Genomic DNA, 18986 nt, shown 5'->3' with positions numbered 1-18986 from the left:
AGATTATGACAGAAAGGTTTCCTCTTGACCAGAGTAGCGGCCTATATAATTGCTCGGATTGAAAAAAGGATATGAATGGATGCAATAGAAACAGTCCTGGCCATGCTGCTGGCCGTGGTCGGCAGCGCCTACCTGGTGCGCCTGCTGCCGGTGGCCGTGCCGCTGCCGCTGATGCAGATCGCACTCGGCTTCATCGTCGCCGCGTTCTCGCGCCACGGCATCGCCCTCGATCCCGAGTTCTTTTTCCTGCTGTTCCTGCCGCCGCTGCTGTTCCTGGACGGCTGGCGCATTCCCAAGAGCGGCCTGCTGCGCGACCGCGGCGTGATCTTGCAGCTGGCGCTGGGCCTGGTGGTGTTTACCGTGCTGGGCATGGGCCTGCTGATCCATTGGATGATACCGGCCATGCCGCTGCCGGTGGCGTTCGCGCTGGCGGCCATCGTCTCGCCCACCGATCCCATCGCCGTTTCCGCCATCGCCTCCCGCACACCCATCCCCAAGCGCCTGATGCACATCCTCGAAGGCGAGTCCCTGCTGAACGACGCCAGCGGGCTGGTGTGCTTCCGTTTCGCCGTGGCGGCCGCGCTGACCGGCACCTTCTCGCTCACCAGCGCCACCCTCACCTTCCTGTGGCTGGTGGCCGGCGGTGTCGCCATGGGCGTGGGCGTGACGCTGCTGATCACGCTCACGCAGCGCTGGCTCACGCGCCACTTCGGCGAGCCGGCGGGCTCGCCCATCCTGGTCAACCTGCTGATGCCGTTCGGCGCCTACCTGCTGGCCGAGCACCTGCACGCGTCCGGCATTTTGGCGGCGGTCGCGGCCGGCGTCACCATGAGCTACGTGGAACTGGGCGGCCACGCCCTGGCGGCCACCCGCATCCAGCGCTCGGCGGTATGGGACACGGTGCAGTTTTCGCTGAACGGCGTGATGTTCGTGCTGCTGGGCGAACAGCTGCCCAGCATACTGAAAGGCGCGCGCACCTCGCTGGCGGAAGTGGGCCACGCCAACCCGTGGTGGCTGGTGCTGTACGCCTTCTCCATCGCCTTCGGCCTGATGGCGCTGCGTTTTGCCTGGGTCTGGACCGCGCTCAGGCTTACGCTGTACCGCAAGGGCCGCATGGGCCAGGACGCGGCGCCGCCGCACTGGCGCCTGCTGCTGGCCACCTCCCTGGCCGGCGCGCGCGGCGCCATCACGCTGGCCGGCGTGATGACGCTGCCGCTGGTCATGGCCGACGGCAAACCCTTCCCGGCGCGCGACCTCACCATTTTCCTGGCCAGCGCGGTGATCCTGCTGTCGCTGCTGGCGGCCAGCATCGGCCTGCCGCGCATCCTGTCCGGGATCGACTTCCCGGAAGAGTCGGAGGAGAGCCAGGAGGAGGACCGCGCGCGCGAAGTGGCGGCCAATGCGGCCATTGCCGCCATCGAGAAAGCCCAGATCGAGCTGATGTCCACCAGCATGGACGCGGACCTGTACCCGCAAGCCGCCAGCCGCGTGATCGCGCTGTACAAGCACAGGCTGGTGGAACACACGGAAGTGGACGAGGCGCGCCAGTTCCGCAAGCTGGACGCGGCCGAGAAGGCGCTGCGCATGTCGGCCCTGCAGGCCGAACGCAAGGCCATCTTCAACCTGGCGCGCAACGGCCACATCTCGGACGAGATCTCGCGCAAACTGGTGCGCGAGATCGACCTGAGCGAAACCCGCTTCCGCTAGCCCACCGGCCCGTATGCACACCCGTACACACAACCGCCGCGCCGCCTACGCCCTGTGCGCCGCCTGGCTGCTGTTCTGGAGCATGATGGTGCTGACCGCCGTGCAGGACGCGCTGCGCGACGGCGAGCGGGCCGTCTGGAAGCCGATGCTGTGGGAACTGTCGTCGGCGCTGGTGGCCACCCTGCTGATGCTGGCGCAGCGCCTGCATACGCGGCGCTACGACCACCTGCTGGGCACTCCGCTGCGCTGGTTCGGCGTGCAATTGCTGTGGGCGCCGGTGTACTGGCTTTGCTTCGTGCCGCTGGCCTTCGGCATCCGCCACGGCGTATACGCGCTGGCTGGCGACCGCTATACGCACGAGGCATGGCCGCAGGTGTTCGTGTACGAGGACGTGAAGATCACCGTGTTCTTCGGCTTGTTCGTGCTGATCCAGTTCGGCCTGCTGTCCTATCGCGCGCTGCTGGAGGAGCGCGTACGGGCGGCGCAAGCGCACACCCTGCTGCGGCAGGCGCAATTGCAGCAGCTCACGCAGCAGATGCAGCCGCATTTCCTGTTCAATGCGCTCAATACCATTTCGTCGCTGATGCACACCGACGTGGCGCGCGCCGACGCCACCCTGATGCAGCTGGCCGACGTGCTGCGCGCCACGCTGGACCACTCGGGCCAGCAGCAGGCGCCGCTGGCCACCGAACTGCGCCTGCTGCGCGGCTATGCACAGCTGATGAGCGCGCGCTTCGAGGACCGGGTGCGCATCGGCTGGGATATCGACGAATCGCTGCTGGGCTGCCAGGTGCCGCTGATGAGCATGCAACCGCTGCTGGAGAACGTGTTCAAGCACACTGTCGAACAGCGCCGCCAGCCTACCGCCGTCGCCATCAGCGCCCGGCGCGACGGCGCCGAGCTGGTGCTGCGCATCGACGACGACAACGGCATCCTGCGCCATGCGGCCGGCGACAGTGCCATGCCTGCCGCAGATGGCCGCGCACCCGGCAGAAACGGCAGCGGCGGCAACCACGCGAACAGCGGCGCGGCTGCGGGCGAAGGGATCGGGCTGCGCAATCTGCGCGAGCGGCTGGCGGTGCTGCATGGCGGTGCGGGTTCGCTGCGGCTGGTGCAACTGGCACCTGCGGGCGTGCGCGCCGAAGTGAGGCTGCCATGCGGGTGCTGATCGTCGACGACGAACGCCCGGCGCGCGACAAGCTGCGCTGCCTGCTGGCGCAGGAAGCGGACATCACCGCCATCGACGAAGCGCGCGACGGCGTGGAGGCACTGGAACGGGGCGCCGTGTTCGCGCCGGACGCCATCTTCCTCGACATCCGGATGCCCGAAGTGGGCGGCTTCGACGTGGCCGCCTCGCTGCCCGAGCCCGCCCCGCTGCTGGTGTTTGTCACCGCCTATGACGAGTACGCGGTGCGCGCTTTCGACGCCAACGCCATCGACTACCTGCTCAAGCCCTACGACCAGCCCCGCCTGCAGCGCGCCCTGCAGCGCCTGCGCGACCGCCTCGCCGGCCAGCGCGGCGTGCCGGTGCTGCCGGTGCTGCCGGTGCTGCCGGTACGCCAGCTACTGATCCCCGAGCGCGGCGCCACGCGCATCGTCAAGGTGGACGATATCGCCTGGATCGAAACCGCCGACAACTACGTTATCCTGCACACGTCCGCCGGCGCCCCGCTGCTGCGCCAGACCTTGGCGGGACTGCTGGACAAGCTCGGCCCCGCCTTCCAGCGCTGCCACCGCCGCGCCGCCGTGCGCCTGGCCGGCGTCGCCGCCATCGAAGTGGATGACAAGGGCGACGGCGAACTGCTGCTGCAAGGCGGCACCCGCGCGCCCCTCAGCCGCCAGTACCGCCCTGCCCTGCTGGCACGCCTCGCCGCCTCGGAATAAGGCGCGCTGGCGCCGCAGGGCGTCAGAACATATACGTCATGCTGAAGCGGATGGTACGGCCGAACAGCGGCCGGGCCACACCCCGGTTGCGCGTGCCGTCCGGCGACAGCAGGTCGTTGAACAGCGGATCGCCTTCGGTGAAAGAGAGCTGGTTGGTCAGGTTGGCCACGTGCAGATGTGCCTTCCAGCGCTCGCTCAGCTGGTACTGCGCGCCGGCGTTGACGATGTGGTAGGCCGGATACAGCGTCACGTTGCTGTCGGTCGCCTCCGAAAAGCGCGAGCCGTAGTACTGGACCTGCGCATACAGGCTCAGTGGAATGTCGGTCAGCGGCTTCAGGTCGTACGAAGGCATGAAGTTGACCATCACTTTCGGCAGGCGGCGCGGACGGCGGCCGTCTTCGCTGATCTGCACATAGTGGTAGCCGCTGATCACGCCCTGCGCGTTCTTGTCCTCCTGGGTGATGGTGTAGGTGGCGCCGGTGACCTTGGGCTGCTGCAGCACCACGTTGCCCTTCAGCTCCAGGCCATCGACCGCAGCCGGGCGCCAGCTCAGCTCCACCTCGGCGCCGATGTTGCGCACGCCGCGCTTGTACAGCTGCGCCACCTCGGGGCAGGAGTTGATCTGGGTCACACCGCCCTGCGTTGCACAGCTGGCCGAGGCGATGTCGCGGTAGATATTGACTGAGCTGCGCGGCGAGAAGTTGTTGTAGAACGCAGCCACCGAGGCGCCGAAGCCGCGCGTCAGGTAACGCAGGCCCATCTCGTATTGCCGGATGCTCTCGACCGCATCGATCTCCACGGTCTTGCCGTTGACCACCGTGGCTGCGGCGGTGCTCAGGTCATTCAAGTCCTGCAGGCTGGGCAGGCGGAACGACTTCGACGCCAGTCCGTACACGGCGAACGCCTTGCTGAAGCTGTAGTTGGCGCCCACCGACCAGCCCAGGCCATGGTAGGTCTTGTTGAGCGTATGCGGATCGCCCGGCAGGCTGATTTCGTTGTCGGCCGTGGTGTCCTGGGTGGAGCCGGCCACCACGCTGGACGGCGTCAGGTCGGTGCTGACGTTGCGGTCGCGCCGCGATACCCCGGCCTTCAAGTCCTGCCAGCGCACGCCGACGTCCATTTTCAGCCTGTTGCCCATGGTTTCCCAGTGGTCGAGCAGGTAGGCCGCGTTGCCGTCGCCGTGGATCTGGCTGACGAAACCGAACCAGCCTGGCAGGATCGCGCTGCCGGAAGTCAAGCTGGGGCCCACCTGCCGGCCCTGCGCATCGACCACGACCAGGTCCACCGGCCGCGACTGCGCCGTCACGTCGGTGACCAGCAGGCCGGCCTGGAAGTTGGGCGCATAGCTGTAGCGGCTCTTGTAGAGGCCGAAGGTCACGTCGTGCGAGCCCTTGAGCTCAAACGACTTCTGCGTTTTCAGGTCGAGCGAGGTGCTGGCGGCATCCACGTCGGCAATGAAGGGCACCTGGAAGTTCAAGTTGACCGAGCCCGGCACGGCGGAACCGTCGTTCAGGTAGCGCCCCGCCACGCCGGCCGCCTTGGCGTATTTCTTGACGAAGTCCTCGCGGCTGATGTTGGCGAACGCGGCGCAGGCGTTGCCGGCTGGGACGTTGAAGTAACCGATCAACTTGGCGTTGTTCAGGTTGCAGCCCAGCGCGGCGCCGTGCGCCGGCGAGATCACGTCGTTCTGGAAGCGGGCGTTGAGGAAATTGGTGGCGCTTGCCGTGTCATTGCCGGTGAAGACGGCGTTGAAGCCGCTGCTGCCGGCGGTATGGCGCAGCCCTGCCGACAGCTTCCAGCCGTCCGCGAACTCCTGCGAGCCGCTCAAGGTGAACATCTTGAAGTTCGGATGGATGCCGTCGGCCTGGTCGATGGTGCGGGTGCCGTACTCGCCCAGCATGTTGAACCGGCGGTTGTACGGCGAGGCGGTGGTGCCATGCGCGAAATCGATGCCCAGCGGCTGTATCGTGTCCTGGTCGATTTTGGTCGGGTTGGCCGGCGTGCCCGGGTTGCTGAAGCGCGGCACCGAGATCGGCAGGTTCTGGAAGAAGGCGGTGCGGTCGTTGATCAGCAGCGCGTCGACGCGGGCGGTGGTCTTGCGGTCGTCGCTGGTGTAGACCAGGTTGCCCCGCACCTGGCCGCCGCGGTCGGCGGTGTAGCCGGTGTCGCGCACGCCGTCGCTGCGGCGGTAGAAGCCCCCCACGGCCCCGGTCAGGTTGGCGCCGAGCGGGCCGGAAATGAAGGCGTCCTGGCGCAGAAAGCCGTAGTCCGCGTATTCCGCCTTGTAGCCGCCGGCCAGGCGGTCGCCGCCGGTGCGCGTCACATGGTTGACGGTGGCGCCCAGGCCGTTCGAATACAGGATGCCGCCCGGGCCGCCCTTCACCACTTCCACGCTCTCGGTCATCAGGTCGTCGCGCACGAAGACGTCATTGTTCATGAACGGCGCCTCGGGTTCCTCGTAGGCCGGCAGGCCGTCCACCAGCTGCGGCGCATAGCGGAAGCCGCCGGTAACGGGCAGGCCGCGCACGGTGATGTTGTTGCTGGCCTCGCCGGCGCTGCTGCCCTCGGAGTAGATGCCCGGGAAGTTGGCCAGCAGGTCGGCCGTGCTCATGGGCGCCAGGCGCTGGATTTCTTCGCTGCCCAGCGTATTGATCGAGAAGGTGGCGTTCTTCTTGGTGGTGGTCTTGGTCACCCCGGTGACGATGACCACCGTGGATGGATCGGCGCCGGCCCCGTCGGCGGGCGCCTGCGCGGCGGCAGGGGCGGCAGGCGACGCCGTGCCGGCGCTGCCCTGCTGCTGCGCAAACACCAGCGCCGGCGCCAGGCAGATGGCCAGTGCCGCAGAGCGGCTGATGTAGCGGGTGATCGAATAGTTCATGCTGCGTCTCCTTTTATGATTATCAGGCCGCTTGGGACGGCCCGGCGATTTTCGTGTTGTCCAACGTTGTCATGCCAGCTACGGTGATTCATTCGCCGATCAGCACCTCCTTCAGGCGCGGCATGTCCGCGCCGCGCCGGGAACAGGTGATGGCCGCCGCCGAACCGGCGAAAGTGAGCGCGGCCCGCAACTGCGCCGCATCCATGCCTTGCAGCGCGGCGCGCGTGAGCAAGCCATGCCGTGACAGATGGGACAGCAGCGCAGCCTGAAAGGTATCGCCGGCGCCCACCGTATCGGCCACCTCGACCTGCGGCGCCGGCAGTTCGAACGGCGCCAGCGCCGCCGTCGCCGCCAGCACGCCGCGGCCGCCGCGCGTGACCACCACCAGCGCCACGCCGGCCCGCAACGCAATGGCGATGAATTCTTGCGGCGCCAGTTCCGGATAGAGAAGATGCAAATCCTCGTCGCTGATCTTCAGCAGATCGGTGCGCGGCAGCATCCACGCCACCGCCCGGGTCCAGGCCTCTCGCTCGGGCTGTATCGTCAGGCGCACGTTGGGATCGAAGGCAATCAGGCTGCGCCCATGCCGCTGCGAGACCAGTGCCCGCAAGGCGCTGCAGACCGGCTCGACCACCATGCAGTACGATCCGACGTGGATGGCGGCGGCATCGGCCGGCACCCGCGCCAGGTCGGACAGCGCCACCGCCCGTTCGGCCGTCGCCGTGCCGTACAGCGCATAACTTGGCACCCCCGCCTGGTCCAGATCGATGGTGACCAGGGCGGTTGACGCGGGCGGTCTCGGGGCGCAGGACAGATCGACGCCTTCACTCTCCAGCGTGCTGGCCAGCTTGCGGCCGAACATATCGGCCGACAGGCCGCCGAAGAACATCGGACGCAGGCCCAGCCGCGCCAGGCCGATCACCAGGTTGAACGGCGAACCGCCGACACGCGCCGACAGCGCGTAGCCGCCGGCCGTGTCGCCGTCGTTGAACAGGTCGAACAGTGCTTCTCCGCACACGATAATCATGCTACCTCCGGTAAGCCCGCCGCATCGGCGGCTGCATTGGTTGCCGGCGCGCCCGCCTCGATGCGGCGCCCGTCCTGGTCGAACACATGGAGCCGCCCGATCACCGGACTGACGCGCCAGCGCGCCCCAGCGGCCGGCGGCAGGTCCTGCACAACCACCATCAGCGGCTTGTCCAGCCCAGCGACCGCCAGGTGCACATACGACTCCGCACCGAGCCGCTCGACCAGCAGCACTTGCCCGTCGATGACACCGTCCGGATCGGGCTGCAGATGCTCGGGACGAATGCCGATGGTCAGCTGTGCCGGCGCGCCGGCCGGCGCCTGCCATGCCAGCGCGGCGTTCCCCAGCCACAAGCGGCCCGCCGGGTCCAGCGTGCCGGGCGCCAGGTTCATCTTGGGGCTGCCGATAAAGCCGGCCACGAACACGTTGGCCGGCCGGTCGTACAGGTGCATGGGCGCGCCGATCTGCTGCACACCCGCCGGCCCCAGCACCACGATGCGGTCCGCCAGCGTCATGGCTTCAACCTGGTCGTGCGTGACGTAGACCATGGTGGCGCCTAGCTGGCGGTGCAGCCGCGCGATTTCCACCCGCATGTCGGCGCGCAATGCGGCGTCCAGGTTGGAGAGCGGCTCGTCAAACAGGAAGGCGCGCGGCTTGCGCACGATGGCGCGGCCGATGGCCACCCGCTGCCGCTGCCCGCCCGACAGCTGCGGCGGCCGGCGCTCGAGCAGATGCTCCATTTGCAGCATCTTTGCCACCGCCTGCACCGAGGCTTTGATCTCCGCCTTGGGAACGCGCGCCAGCTTCAAGCCGAAGGCGATATTGTCGAACACCGTCATATGCGCATACAAGGCGTAACTCTGGAACACCATGGCCAGGCCGCGCCTGGCTGGCGGCGTCTGGTTGACGCACTGGCCGGCGATGCTGATCTCGCCCGCGCTGATCTCCTCGAGCCCGGCAATCATGCGCAGCAGCGTCGACTTGCCGCAGCCGGACGGTCCGACCAGGACCACGAACTCGCCGTCTCCGATGGTGAAGCCGACGTCGCGCAAAATATAGTGCGCCTCTTTGCCAGGGTACGTCTTGCCGACGCCCTGCAATGCTATGGATGCCATCTCAGTTTCCTTTTTCCGCTGGGCCCATGGCCCAGACCTTGAGCACAACGACGCGGTCGCCGGCTGCGGCCAGCAGTTCCAGTCCGTCGGCGTCCGCGCGCGCCGGATAAATCCGGCTGGTCAGGCTCTTGCGTTCGTTGACATACGCCTCGACCATCGACCGGTCGAGAAATATCCGCATGCGCAGCGCTTCGTCCTGCAGATCCAGCGCCCCGCCCTGGATGCCGTACGCCTGCCCGCTCGCGCTGCGCGTGCGGTCGATCTCCAGCCGGCCGCGCGCGGTGTCCAGGTACAGCTCGGTCGCTTCGGCGCGGCCCGGCGCCACCCGCAGGCTCATGCCGCGCTTGCCCGCCTCGGAGGACGGCGCCAGCTCAAGCTCGACTTCCAGCGCATCGCCGCGGATGGCCGCAAGTGCGGCGGCGGCCTCGGCCACACTGGCGTTGCGCAAGTCGAGCAACTGCCGGCGGCGCAGGGCGGCCAGCTCGCTGATCGGCGCAATCCGCAGTTCGCCGTCGGCGCCCAGCGACAACGTAACCGGCAGGCCGCCGTTGTGCGCCCAGCCGGCGTCCCATTCATCCTGCAGCGTGCGCTCGCCCTGGGCGATGGAGAACACGATGCTGCGCCCGGTCTTCGGATCGACGAAGCCGCTCGGGCCCGAAAAATGGCCCTGGCCCACATCGAAGGTACGCGGCTGCTCCAGATCCGGCGTGAAGCGCGCGTTTTTCGCATCGAACACGCCGGTCCAGTAATAGGCCTGGCCGCGCACGTCGTTCAGGAAAACGTGGCGCTCGCGTCCATCCCTGCCTTTACCGACCGGCAGCAGCACCGGCAGCTCCCAGGTTGCGTCGAAGCCGGGGAAGCGCTTGGCGTCGATGGAGAACAGCGGGCCGCGCGGCGTCCAGCTGCGCAAATCGGCCGACTCATAAACAAGCGCAGTGCCACTGCCGCCGGGCAGCGACGAGCCCACCAGCTGGAACCAGCTCTGGCGCGCGGGGTCGCGGAACACGAAGGGATCGCGAAATTCGCCGTGCCGCCCCTGTCCTGGCGCCTGCAGCGTGACCGGCACCGGATATTTGTTCCAGCGTGCCAGGTCCGGGTCGCGCAGATCGCTCGGCGTGGCCATGCCGGTGCGCTGGTTCGGCTTGGCGCTGTCGTTCCCGGCAGTGAAGAACAGCACCGGCGAGCCGTCCGCCGCGTACGTGGCGCTGCCGGACCAGACGCCGTCGGTCGCCAGGCCGTCATCCTCGGGCGCCAGCGCAATTGGCAGCTCGCGCCAATGCACCATGTCCGGACTGGTCCAGTGTCCCCAGTGGATCTGGTGCCAGAAAGGGCCGAAGGGGTTTTTCTGGAAGAACAGGTGGTACTGCCCGCCGTAATAGAGCGGCGCATGCGGTTCGTTCATCCAGCCCGCGTCCGGCATCAGGTGGTAGCGCGGACGATGGCGGTCGCCCTCGAACACGGACCGCGGAACGCGCATGTCCGCCAGCGATGGCTGCGGCGCCTTGCCGCCGTGCCGGGCCAGGTCGGCCTTGACGCCGCTGGCGACGGCGGCGGCGTCCGAAGGGCCGGCGGCGATCCTCACTTCATCCATCAGGCCGAGGAATGTGTTCAGCTTGAACACGCCGCCCACCTGTTCCGGCTGCGAATGCCGGCCTATCGTCAGCGGCTGCTGCGGCAGGCCAAACTCGCCTTCCCCCGGTGCGGCGGCATCGGCTACCTGCTCGCCGTTGAGGAACAATGCCACGCGGCGCCGGGCGGGATCGTAACTGGCCGCCACGTGCGACCAGGTGTCGCGCGGCAGCTTGCGGTCCCGGACACGCACATCCATGATCGCACTGCCGAACCCGAGCTTGATGCCCCAGGCGCCGAAGCGCTGCATGCCGAACGAGAAGCCCTGCCGTGCATGCGCATCGAACTGGCTCAGGAAGGCCGAGTAGTGGCCGCCATCGCCCCATTCAAACGCGTGCGGCGCAACCCAGGCGCCGAGCGTGAAGCCTTGCGCCAGCTGGGCCGGGGCCAGTGCTGGTGCGGCAATGTCGGTCGAATAGCCGTCGAACAGCAGGCAGCCGCCGTGGATGCAGCTGCCCGCCGTGCGCCACAGCGGCGCGGAATCGGGCTTGAAGCGCGCGCGGTTAAACACATAGTTGACCGGATCGTACCGTCCGGACACGGACTCCATGGCCCGCTTGCCGCCTTGCTCGTCCAGGCTCCAGTACGCCAGCTGCGGCGCGCCGGCCAGGCCGGAGCCTGGGCAGGCCGCCAGCAGCAAGGCCGCAACAAGGCGCCATCGGTGCTTGTGATTCATCGTGTCTCCTCCGTCTGTTTTCATTATCGGACGATGTCTATCGTTGTCATTTCTCGGCCAAAATATCGTCGACGGCGTACAGGCCGGCCTCCAGCCGCAACGGAAGCGGGTCACAGATGCGGCCAGCGAACCGGCCGTCGGGCCCGGTGTCCTCGAACGCCATCAAACAGTCCCCGCCGGTGACAGGGTCGCGCAGGATCTTGCCGGCGTAGCGGCGGCACGGCGCGTCGCCGTCGAGGAAACCCGGCGCCGGCTGCCATGGCCCGAGCGGATGGTCGGCCACCAGGTAGTGGGTGCCCGATACGCCGCCCTGGTGCTGCGCGCGCATTGCCGGCGACCAGTGCGCGGCGATATTGCAGAATACGCAGTACCAGCGGCCATCGCGCTCGAACACCTGCGGCACCTCAAGCTGGCCGTAATGGCCGCCCGCATACACCGGCGCGGCAGCTTCCCACCGGATCAGGTCGGCCGAGACGGCGTGGCCGATCACGCCGCGTTCGTATAGCGGCCCATCGTTGCGGCGCGCGGTGTAGAACATGTGATACAGGCCGTCGATTTTCTCGGCCAGCACCCAGGGATCGCGCAGCGCCCGGTCGTGCCAGCGCCCTTCCTCATATTCCTCGTACCAGCGCTGGTCCAGGTCCAGCGCCAGGCCGCTGCCGACGCGCTGCCACGGGCCGTCGATGCTGTCCGCCACGGCGTGGCCGATGCGCTGGCGCAGGCCGTTCTCGGCGCGGCAGGTGCCGGTGTAGAACAGGTGATAACGGCCCTCGGCCTTGATGACGGAGCCGGTCCAGGTGGTGTAGTCGTCCCATGCGGGGCCGGCCTGCGGACCGAAAGCGGTACCCAGCGGCGTCCAGCTGCGCAGGTCCGGCGACACCGCGTGGCCGATCGACACGTTCCAGTGCCGCAGGTCCGGATTGCCGATGGCGCGGTCGGCCTGCAGGAAGAACAGGTGCTGCTCGCCCTCTTCCTCGAAGTGCCAGAAGTCCCAGATATATTTGTCGCTGATTTGTAATGTCATGATGCTTCCAAAGTTAGCCCTTGACGCCGGCGCCTGCCACCGAGGCGACGAACTGCCGCTGGAAGGCCAGGAACACCGCGAGCACGGGGAGAGTAATCACCGATGCGTAGGCCATGATCTGGCCCCACGAATTGGTGCGTCCGAAGAATTGCTGTATGCCTGGCTGCACCGGCCGGAACGCCTCGCCCTGGATCACCATGATCGGCCACAGGTACTGGTTCCACGCCGAGATGAACAGCACGATAGCGGCAGTGGCGATCACCGGGCCGCTGTTGGGCATGATGATCCGCGCGTAAATGGTCCACGGTCCGGCACCGTCCATCTTGGCGGCTTCGTCCAGCTCGCGCGGGATGTCGCGGAAGAACTGGTAGAACAGGAAGACGCAGAAGGCGTTGGCCAGGAACGGGATCACCTGCACGTGGATGCTGTTGAACCAGCCGGTGTGCAGCACCAGTTGTCCGTGCTCGAAGCCCGGCCACGGCAGGCGCGCCACCAGCGACAGCAACGGAATCGCGATCACCTCGAAAGGCACGATCACCATCGCCACCACCAGCGCCAACGCCAGTTGGCGGCCGCGCCAGCGCATGCGCGCGATCGAGAAAGCCAGCATGCTGTTGACCAGGATGCCGCCAACGACGACCAGCGCGGCGATCAGCGCGGAGTTGCGCAGGAAGCGCGGCAGGTCGCTCTTTTCGAACACGGCGCTGTAATTGTGCATCGACCAATCTGCCGACGGCAGGTAGGCGGACCAGCTATTCAGGTTGGCGAAGATCGCGTCGTCATTCTTGAACGACGAGATGAACATGAACAGCAGCGGTGCGATGAACACGATACCGACCGCGCTCATGCCGAGGAACAGCACAGCGTCGCGCAGGCCTTTGCGCCAGGCTTGAGTAAGCAATACCGGATTCATTTGCCCTCTCCTTTCGATACCAGCATCCGCTGCAGCGCCGACAGCGCCAGAACGATGACAAAGAACACCAGCGTGATGGTCGAGCCGTAGCCGATGTCCTGCTCCTTGAAGCCGCTGCGCACGGCGTGGTACACCACCGTCGACGTCGAATCGAGCGGGCCGCCGGATGTCATCACATCGACCTGGGTGAACAGGCCGAAGGCGAGCAGCGTGGTCGACACCAGCACGAAGATGATGGTGTTGCGCAGCCCCGGCAATGTGACGTGCACGAAGCGCTGCCAGGCATTGGCGCCCATCAGCGTGGCCGCCTCGTACAGTTCGGGCGAGATCGACTGCAGTCCGGCCAGGAACACCAGCATCTGGAAACCCGCGCCCTGCCAGGCCGACATCAGCGCGATGGCGGGCAAGGCGTAGCGGCTGTCGCCCAGCCAGTCGGGCCCGGCGTTGGGGTCGTTCAGCAGGCCGCGCAGCAGTTCGTTGAGCATGCCGCGGTCGGTGTTGAGCATGAAGGCCCACACGATGGACGCCACCACCATGGATGTGACGACCGGCGCAAAATAGACGGTGCGGAAAAAGATGCGGCCCCGGATCTTCTGGTTCACCAGCAGCGCCAGCCCGAGCGCCGCACCGCACTGCAACGGGAGCACCAGCACGGCAAACAGGAAGGTGTTGACCAGCGAACGATAGAACAGCGGATCGGTGGCGGCCAGCACGATGCGCCTGCCGCCGGCATCAAGATGGAAAGCGTCACGGTAGCCCGCCAGGCCGGGATGCTGCTTGCGGATCTGGCGCCAGGTCGGATAGCGCACTTCCCCGCCGGGGCCGGGTTCCAGCGGCGCGACCGCCACCAGTTCCAGCGCCAGCAGGCGGCGGTAGTTGTCGAGACCGACGTACTGCGTCGGCTCGGGCGACATCAGGCGGTGGTTGGTCAGCGTGGCGGCGGCGGCGAACAGCATCGGCAGCGCGACAAACAGCAGGAACAGCAGCAGCGCCGGCGAGGCGAACAGCGCCACCGCGACCGGGCTGTCCTGGCCAAGTTTGCGTTTCATAAGCCACCTCCGGATTTGCGCGCCGCCAGGCTGTAGCCGTAACCGTTGTTGCGCGAGATATTGTGTTCCATCGCATCGACCGCCTGGTCCAGCGCCTCGGCGGCATCCTTGCCGCTGCGGATGTCGGCCATGGCCTTCTCGAAGGCCGAGGACAGCGCCGGATAGGCCGGGCTGGCCGGGCGCGCCACGGCATAGCGCCTGGCAAATTCGAAGTACAGGCGCCAGTCGCCGTCGGGCCGGTAGTGCTCCGTCAGCGCCGCGCCCTCGGCGCTGACCGGCACCAGGCCGGTGGTGCGCGAGGCGGCGGCGATTTCCTGCGGCGAGATCAGATGCGTGAGAAAAGCCGCCGCACCCTCCGCCTGCTTGCAGCTGCGCGTGATGCCCCATTGCCAGGAGGCCGCGCCGATCTTGGGGCCGTGGCCGAAGTCGGGCGGCGGCATCACCAGCAGGTCGCCGCCGAAGCGCTCGCTGTACTGCCGCGCTTTCCACGAGCCGGTGTAGTGGAACAGCACGCGGCCCTGTTCGAACGCCTTGTCGTCGGCGGGATTGCGCTCGGCGAGTTTGTCCTTGAACAGGCGGCCATAATAGCGGCCGACGCCAACCGCCGCGTCGCTGTTGAGTACACCGTCAACGCGCACGTAGCCGGTCCGGTCGATCAGGTCGGCGCCGGCGCTTTGCAGCCAGGGCGAGAACGCGTAGCTGTACCATTCGCCGGTGAAGCGGGCGTTCAGGTCCAGCGGAAAGCGGAAACGGCCGCTGCGCCTGGCCTGCGCCAGCAGGCCGTGGAACTCCGCCGCCGTGTACGGCTGCTGCATCGTCGCGGCGCGCATGCCCAGGGCGGCCAACTGCGAGCGGCGCGCGAACAAGACCAGCACCACGTCCAGCTGGCCGACACTGTACAGCTGTCCTTTGTACGTGCCGCGCCCGCCCTCGAGCAGCCGGGCCACGGCATCTGCTGGCAGCAGCGCGTCGAGCGGGCGCACGTGGCCGGCCCAGGCGAAATTGGGGACGGTGGGCTGGTCCAGCGCGATGATGCAGGGCAGCTGGCCTACCATCGAGGCGGCCGTGATGGATTCCGTGTACGAGCCCTGCGGGATCGCTTCGACCACGACCTTCCAGCGCGGCTGCGAGCGGTTGAAGCGCTCGACTGCAGCCCGGCCCGCCGCCATTTCCAGGTCGCCGGTGTCATGGCGCCAAAGTTTGATTTCCACCGGCGCCGCCAAGCCGGGCCCGGGCGCGGCCAGTACGGCCAGCGCGGCCAGCGACACGCTCAGAGCACGCTTCATGGCCGCTCCTTGGCCGGCGGCGCCGCTACCGTGCCGCGCATCACCGGCAGGCAAGGCACCCGCACCGTGCCGGCCGGCTGGGCGCCCGGGTCCAGCACGTAACGTCCGGTCAGTTCGCCGATCTCGCGGTATGGCAGGGCCACCGTGGTCAGGCCCGGGTCGAGCGCTTCCGAAATCAGCCGGAAATCATCGAAGCCGACGATGGAGACATCGGCCGGCACGCGCAGGCCGCGCCGCTGCAGGATGAAAATGACGCGCATGGCCATTTTGTCGTTACCGCACAGGATGGCCGTTGGCCGTTCCGCGCTGGCGAACAGGCGCTCGACCGCGCCGGACAGATGCGCGAACTCATTGGCGTCATCGGCTTCGGCGCCGTGGATCAGCCATTCGGCATTCGGCTTGACGCCATGCTCGCGCATCGCCTGGTGGAAGCCGCGCAGCCGCAGCCCGGTTGCCACCATGCCTGGTATCAGTTGCAGAAAGGCGACCTTGCGGTGGCCGGCCTGCAGCACGATTTGCGCGGCGGCGTAGCCCCCGCTCTCGTCGTCCGGCACCACCTGCATATAGCGCCCGGCCGCCTCGAAGCAGTTGGCCAGCGCGGCGGGCGTGCCCCCCAGCGGCAGCGCCAGCTCAACCTGGCGGTGGAACGGCGTGGCAAACAGAATCGCCTCGACACGGCGCTCGCGCAGGTCGGCCACCAACCGGTCCGCCACATCGGCGTGGCCGCCGGTTTCCCCGATCAGCAGCACTTTGCCCATCTGCTCGCAGACTTGCTGTATCCCTTTGATGATCTCGGTGGAATCGGGCGTGGTGGTCAGCTGTTCGGCAATCACGGCAACGAGGCCGGTAGGCCGTCCGCGCAGCATGCGGGCTGCGGCCGAAGGCGTGAACTCCAGCGCCCGCATGGCCTGCTCAATGCGGCTGCGGGTCTTTTCGGACACCTCGGTGCCGCCATTCAGTACACGCGACACCGTTTTGATAGAAACGCCCGCCTTTTCGGCGACATCATGAATCGTTGCCACACCGTCTCCTCTGTTGCTGTTTTTTGATTTGGCGCCGTCGAACCGCAAAATGTCCAACGTTGTCATTTTTAGCGATGATAGGCAATCATGGGCCGGCAGTCAACAGAAATATGTGGCGCGCCCGGCGTCGTCCCGCAGCGCCGGCGCAACGCGGCGCGGGAATGGGCACACGGCGACAACCGTGCGCCGACGCGAGAATCGACCGGCCGCGCCGGTCTTACGGCTTCACGAACGTCAGCGTGTGCCGTGCGGCACCGGGCAGGAAAGGCGTGGGCTTGCCGCTCACCCAGTCCGCGTGGCCGGCCAGGAAGAACGGCGACAGCGGATGGCCGCTCTGCCCGCCCGGCATGTTGAAGATGCCCTGTTCTTCCTTGCCCGGCGAGACCACCATGCGCTCGGACTGGCCGAACTTGCGGCCCGCCACGCGCGGCATGTGGCTGTCGCCTGGCAGCGGGTCGGCCGGCGCGGTGAGCCAGCGCCGCAGCGCCGGCGCGGCTGAGGCGATCGGATGCGCGATCTCCTGCCTGTTGCGCTCGCCCCAGGTGGCACCGGCCAGCGGCTTGCCATCCCTGGTCAGCTCGGCCACGGCGTGGTCGATGGCGGCCAGCTGCAGTTCCTTCCAGCTGGCGTATTGCGGCGGCAGCCAGCCGGCCGGCTGCTCGTCCAGCAGGCGCGCCACCACCACCGGCCAGCGCGAGCTGGCCGCCGCCATGTCCGCTTTACCGGCCAGCTTGCCCATCTCCGCGCTGGCGCCGCCGTACAGCAGCTCGTACAGCGACCACATGAAGGAGCGCGAGATGCGGTAGCCCACCGACTCCACGCTGGCGTGGCCGCTCCAGCTCTTGCGCAGCAGCTCGCGCGCCGCAGCGCGCTGCGCGCCCCGGGCGTCCCCGGCGGCCACCGCCTGGTCGTCCAGCGCGGCCAGCGCGCGGTCGCGCCAGCCGGCCATGAACAGCGCGCGGTCGTCCAGCGCCACGCTGTACACGCCCTGCTCGTCGGTCTTCGCGCCCAGCGCGGCCACGGCGCCGCGCACCTGGTGCGCGCGCGCGCCGAGGTCGAAGCCGCCGTCGCCCAGCTTGCCGTGGCCGGCGCCCATCAGCTGGCGGCTGTTGGCGGTGGAGAGCTGGCCGTCGGCTGGATTGCGCACCGCAGGATAGGCGTCCGGCGAGAGCAGGCCGTTCCAGCCGGCCGCCTGCGTCTCGCCCGCCAGGGGGAAGGTCGAAGCCAGGCCGGGCTGCGCGCGGCGCGGCAGCGGACCGGCGATGGTCCAGCCGATATTGCCCTTGCTGTCGCCGGCCACGAAATTCTGCGCCGGCAGGCCGGAGCGGTTGGCCACGGCCAGCGCGTCGTCCACCGTGCTGGCCGTCTCCAGTCCGGCGGCCACGAAATTGACCGCGCCCCTGGCGTGCGCCACCCAGTGCAGCGCGTAGCTGCGCCCCGCCACTTCGCGCACCGGCCCCAGCGAGGTTTCGCGCACCACGAAGGTCTCGCTGGCGGCGTCCTTGACGAGGATGGACTCCTGGTGCGCCACCGGGGTCTCCCAGCCGGCCGGCGTGCGCAGCTTGCCCGGATGGGCCGGGTCCGTTTCCAGCGTCACCAGGTCGGCGTAGTCGCCGTAGCTGTTGGTGAAGCCCCAGGCCACGTGGCCATTGCTGCCGACCACCACCAGCGGCACGCCGGGCAGGGTCACGCCGGCCACGCGGCGCGTGGCGCCGTGCCCGTCCGGCACCATCAGCACGGCGCGGTACCAGATGTGCGGCAGCTGGATGCCAAGGTGCATATCGTCGGCCACGATGGCGCCGCCGCCCTGGCTGCGGCTGCCCGCCACAGCCCAGTTGTTACTGCCCACCATGCCGTGCCATTGCGCGCCATCGCGGCCGTCGAGCGCGGCGACCCGGCCCGATGCGGCGCCCTCCGGTGAGGCGGATTTGCCCCACCAGGCGGGCGCCTGGTCGGGGAACGGCGCGCCCGGCGCCGGCGCGGCTGCCGCAGCCTGCGGCAGGTTCGTTGGCAGATGGTTTGCCCGACTGGCCGCCTGATCGGTTGCCAGGTTGGCCGGCACGTCCAGCGGCACGTCCCACTGGGTCGATTCCGGCAGCAGCACGGCCAGTTGCTCCGGCGTGGCGTGCTCCCTGAGCCAGCCGCGCGCCAGTTCGCGCCCCTCCAGGTTGCCCTGCAGGTCGAAATACATGGCCCAGAACACCAGCAGCGAATCGGCCGCGCTCCAGGGACGCGGGCTCACCCGTATCAGCGCGTACTCGAACGGCCGCGTTCCCAGGTTGTTCAAGCCGTCGTTCACGCCGGCCACGTAGCGCTCCAGCAGCTGGCGGTCGGCGGCCGGCATGGCCTGCAGCGCGGCTTCGGCGCGCGCGCGGAAACGGTGCAGGCGGTGCTCCCTGTCCATCGGCAGCGCGCGCGCGCCGAACAGTTCGGCCAACTCGCCCGAGGCCACGCGGCGCAGCAGGTCCATCTGGAAGTAGCGGTCCTGGGCGTGGACGAAGCCGGTGGCGTAGGCCACGTCCTTGCGGTCGCTGCCGCTGATGGTGGGCACGCCCTGGCCGTCGCGCACCACGCTGGCGGTGCCGGACAGGCCGGGCGCGCTGCGCCGCCCGTCAAGCTGCGCCAGGCTGCCGCGCAGGAAGAACCACAGGCCCAGGCCCACCATTGCCAGCAACAACAGCAGCGCCAGCACGATGCGCTTGATCCATTGTCCCAGTCCCGCTTGTCGCATACCTTCCCCCATCATTAATCTCAAAGGAATATTGCCAGAAGTCCA

Annotated in this window: 13 protein-coding genes; 3 read left to right on the top strand and 10 right to left on the bottom strand. The window is 68.1% G+C overall.

Annotation, left to right across the window (positions count from 1 at the left end; translation table 11 throughout):
* Positions 1-75: 75 nt before the first annotated feature.
* Genes ASD15_RS10830 through ASD15_RS10820 form a run of 3 tightly spaced genes read left to right on the top strand, consistent with a single transcriptional unit; the run spans position 76 to position 3591 of the window.
* Complete coding sequence (locus tag ASD15_RS10830) at positions 76-1707, top strand: Na+/H+ antiporter (protein WP_057154863.1); 1632 nt, start codon at positions 76-78, stop codon at positions 1705-1707.
* A 13-nt stretch (positions 1708-1720) separates the two neighbouring features.
* Positions 1721-2875: a sensor histidine kinase gene (locus ASD15_RS10825; RefSeq protein ID WP_057154862.1), complete on the top strand. Its 1155-nt coding sequence runs from the start codon at positions 1721-1723 to the stop codon at positions 2873-2875.
* Positions 2863-3591, top strand: coding sequence for a LytTR family DNA-binding domain-containing protein (locus ASD15_RS10820; protein ID WP_057154861.1), 729 nt, complete (start codon positions 2863-2865; stop codon positions 3589-3591). Before ASD15_RS10825 ends, ASD15_RS10820 begins: the two co-directional genes overlap by 13 nt.
* A 22-nt stretch (positions 3592-3613) precedes the next feature.
* On the opposite strand, the gene ASD15_RS10815 is transcribed toward ASD15_RS10820, so the two are convergent.
* The 10 genes from ASD15_RS10815 to ASD15_RS10770 all read right to left on the bottom strand — a co-directional run bounded on the left by ASD15_RS10815 (position 3614) and on the right by ASD15_RS10770 (position 18941).
* Positions 3614-6469 carry a TonB-dependent receptor gene (locus ASD15_RS10815; protein ID WP_057154860.1) on the bottom strand — a complete coding sequence of 952 codons (2856 nt, stop codon included), beginning with the start codon at positions 6467-6469 and terminating at the stop codon, positions 3614-3616.
* 88 nt (positions 6470-6557) lie between these two features.
* The gene (locus ASD15_RS10810; RefSeq protein ID WP_057154859.1) at positions 6558-7496 is read right to left on the bottom strand and encodes a carbohydrate kinase; all 939 of its coding nucleotides are present in this window, start codon (positions 7494-7496) and stop codon (positions 6558-6560) included.
* Positions 7493-8611 carry an ABC transporter ATP-binding protein gene (locus tag ASD15_RS10805; RefSeq protein ID WP_082551746.1) on the bottom strand — a complete coding sequence of 373 codons (1119 nt, stop codon included), beginning with the start codon at positions 8609-8611 and terminating at the stop codon, positions 7493-7495. The genes ASD15_RS10810 and ASD15_RS10805 overlap by 4 nt, the downstream gene beginning before the upstream one ends.
* Position 8612: 1 nt before the next feature.
* A complete protein-coding gene (locus tag ASD15_RS10800) occupies positions 8613-10916 on the bottom strand; it encodes a GH32 C-terminal domain-containing protein (RefSeq protein WP_162249892.1) in 2304 nt (767 codons plus the stop codon).
* A 46-nt stretch (positions 10917-10962) separates the two neighbouring features.
* A complete protein-coding gene (locus ASD15_RS10795) occupies positions 10963-11940 on the bottom strand; it encodes a family 43 glycosylhydrolase (RefSeq protein ID WP_057154857.1) in 978 nt (325 codons plus the stop codon).
* 13 nt (positions 11941-11953) lie between these two features.
* Positions 11954-12853 (bottom strand): carbohydrate ABC transporter permease, encoded by a 900-nt coding sequence (locus ASD15_RS10790; RefSeq protein WP_057154856.1) that lies wholly within the window; start codon positions 12851-12853, stop codon positions 11954-11956.
* Complete coding sequence (locus ASD15_RS10785; protein ID WP_057154855.1) at positions 12850-13902, bottom strand: carbohydrate ABC transporter permease; 1053 nt, start codon at positions 13900-13902, stop codon at positions 12850-12852. Before ASD15_RS10785 ends, ASD15_RS10790 begins: the two co-directional genes overlap by 4 nt.
* On the bottom strand, positions 13899-15188 hold the full coding sequence (locus ASD15_RS10780) for an extracellular solute-binding protein (RefSeq protein ID WP_057154854.1): 1290 nt from the start codon (positions 15186-15188) through the stop codon (positions 13899-13901). Before ASD15_RS10780 ends, ASD15_RS10785 begins: the two co-directional genes overlap by 4 nt.
* Positions 15185-16210: a LacI family DNA-binding transcriptional regulator gene (locus tag ASD15_RS10775; RefSeq protein WP_057154853.1), complete on the bottom strand. Its 1026-nt coding sequence runs from the start codon at positions 16208-16210 to the stop codon at positions 15185-15187. The genes ASD15_RS10780 and ASD15_RS10775 overlap by 4 nt, the downstream gene beginning before the upstream one ends.
* Positions 16211-16427: 217 nt before the next feature.
* A complete protein-coding gene (locus tag ASD15_RS10770; protein WP_057154852.1) occupies positions 16428-18941 on the bottom strand; it encodes a penicillin acylase family protein in 2514 nt (837 codons plus the stop codon).
* Between the last annotated feature and the right edge of the window lie 45 nt (positions 18942-18986).

It is taken from the genome of Massilia sp. Root351 (genome assembly GCF_001425045.1).
In the GTDB taxonomy this organism is placed as follows: domain Bacteria; phylum Pseudomonadota; class Gammaproteobacteria; order Burkholderiales; family Burkholderiaceae_D; genus Rugamonas.
This window is presented reverse-complemented; position numbering and strand designations above follow the sequence as displayed.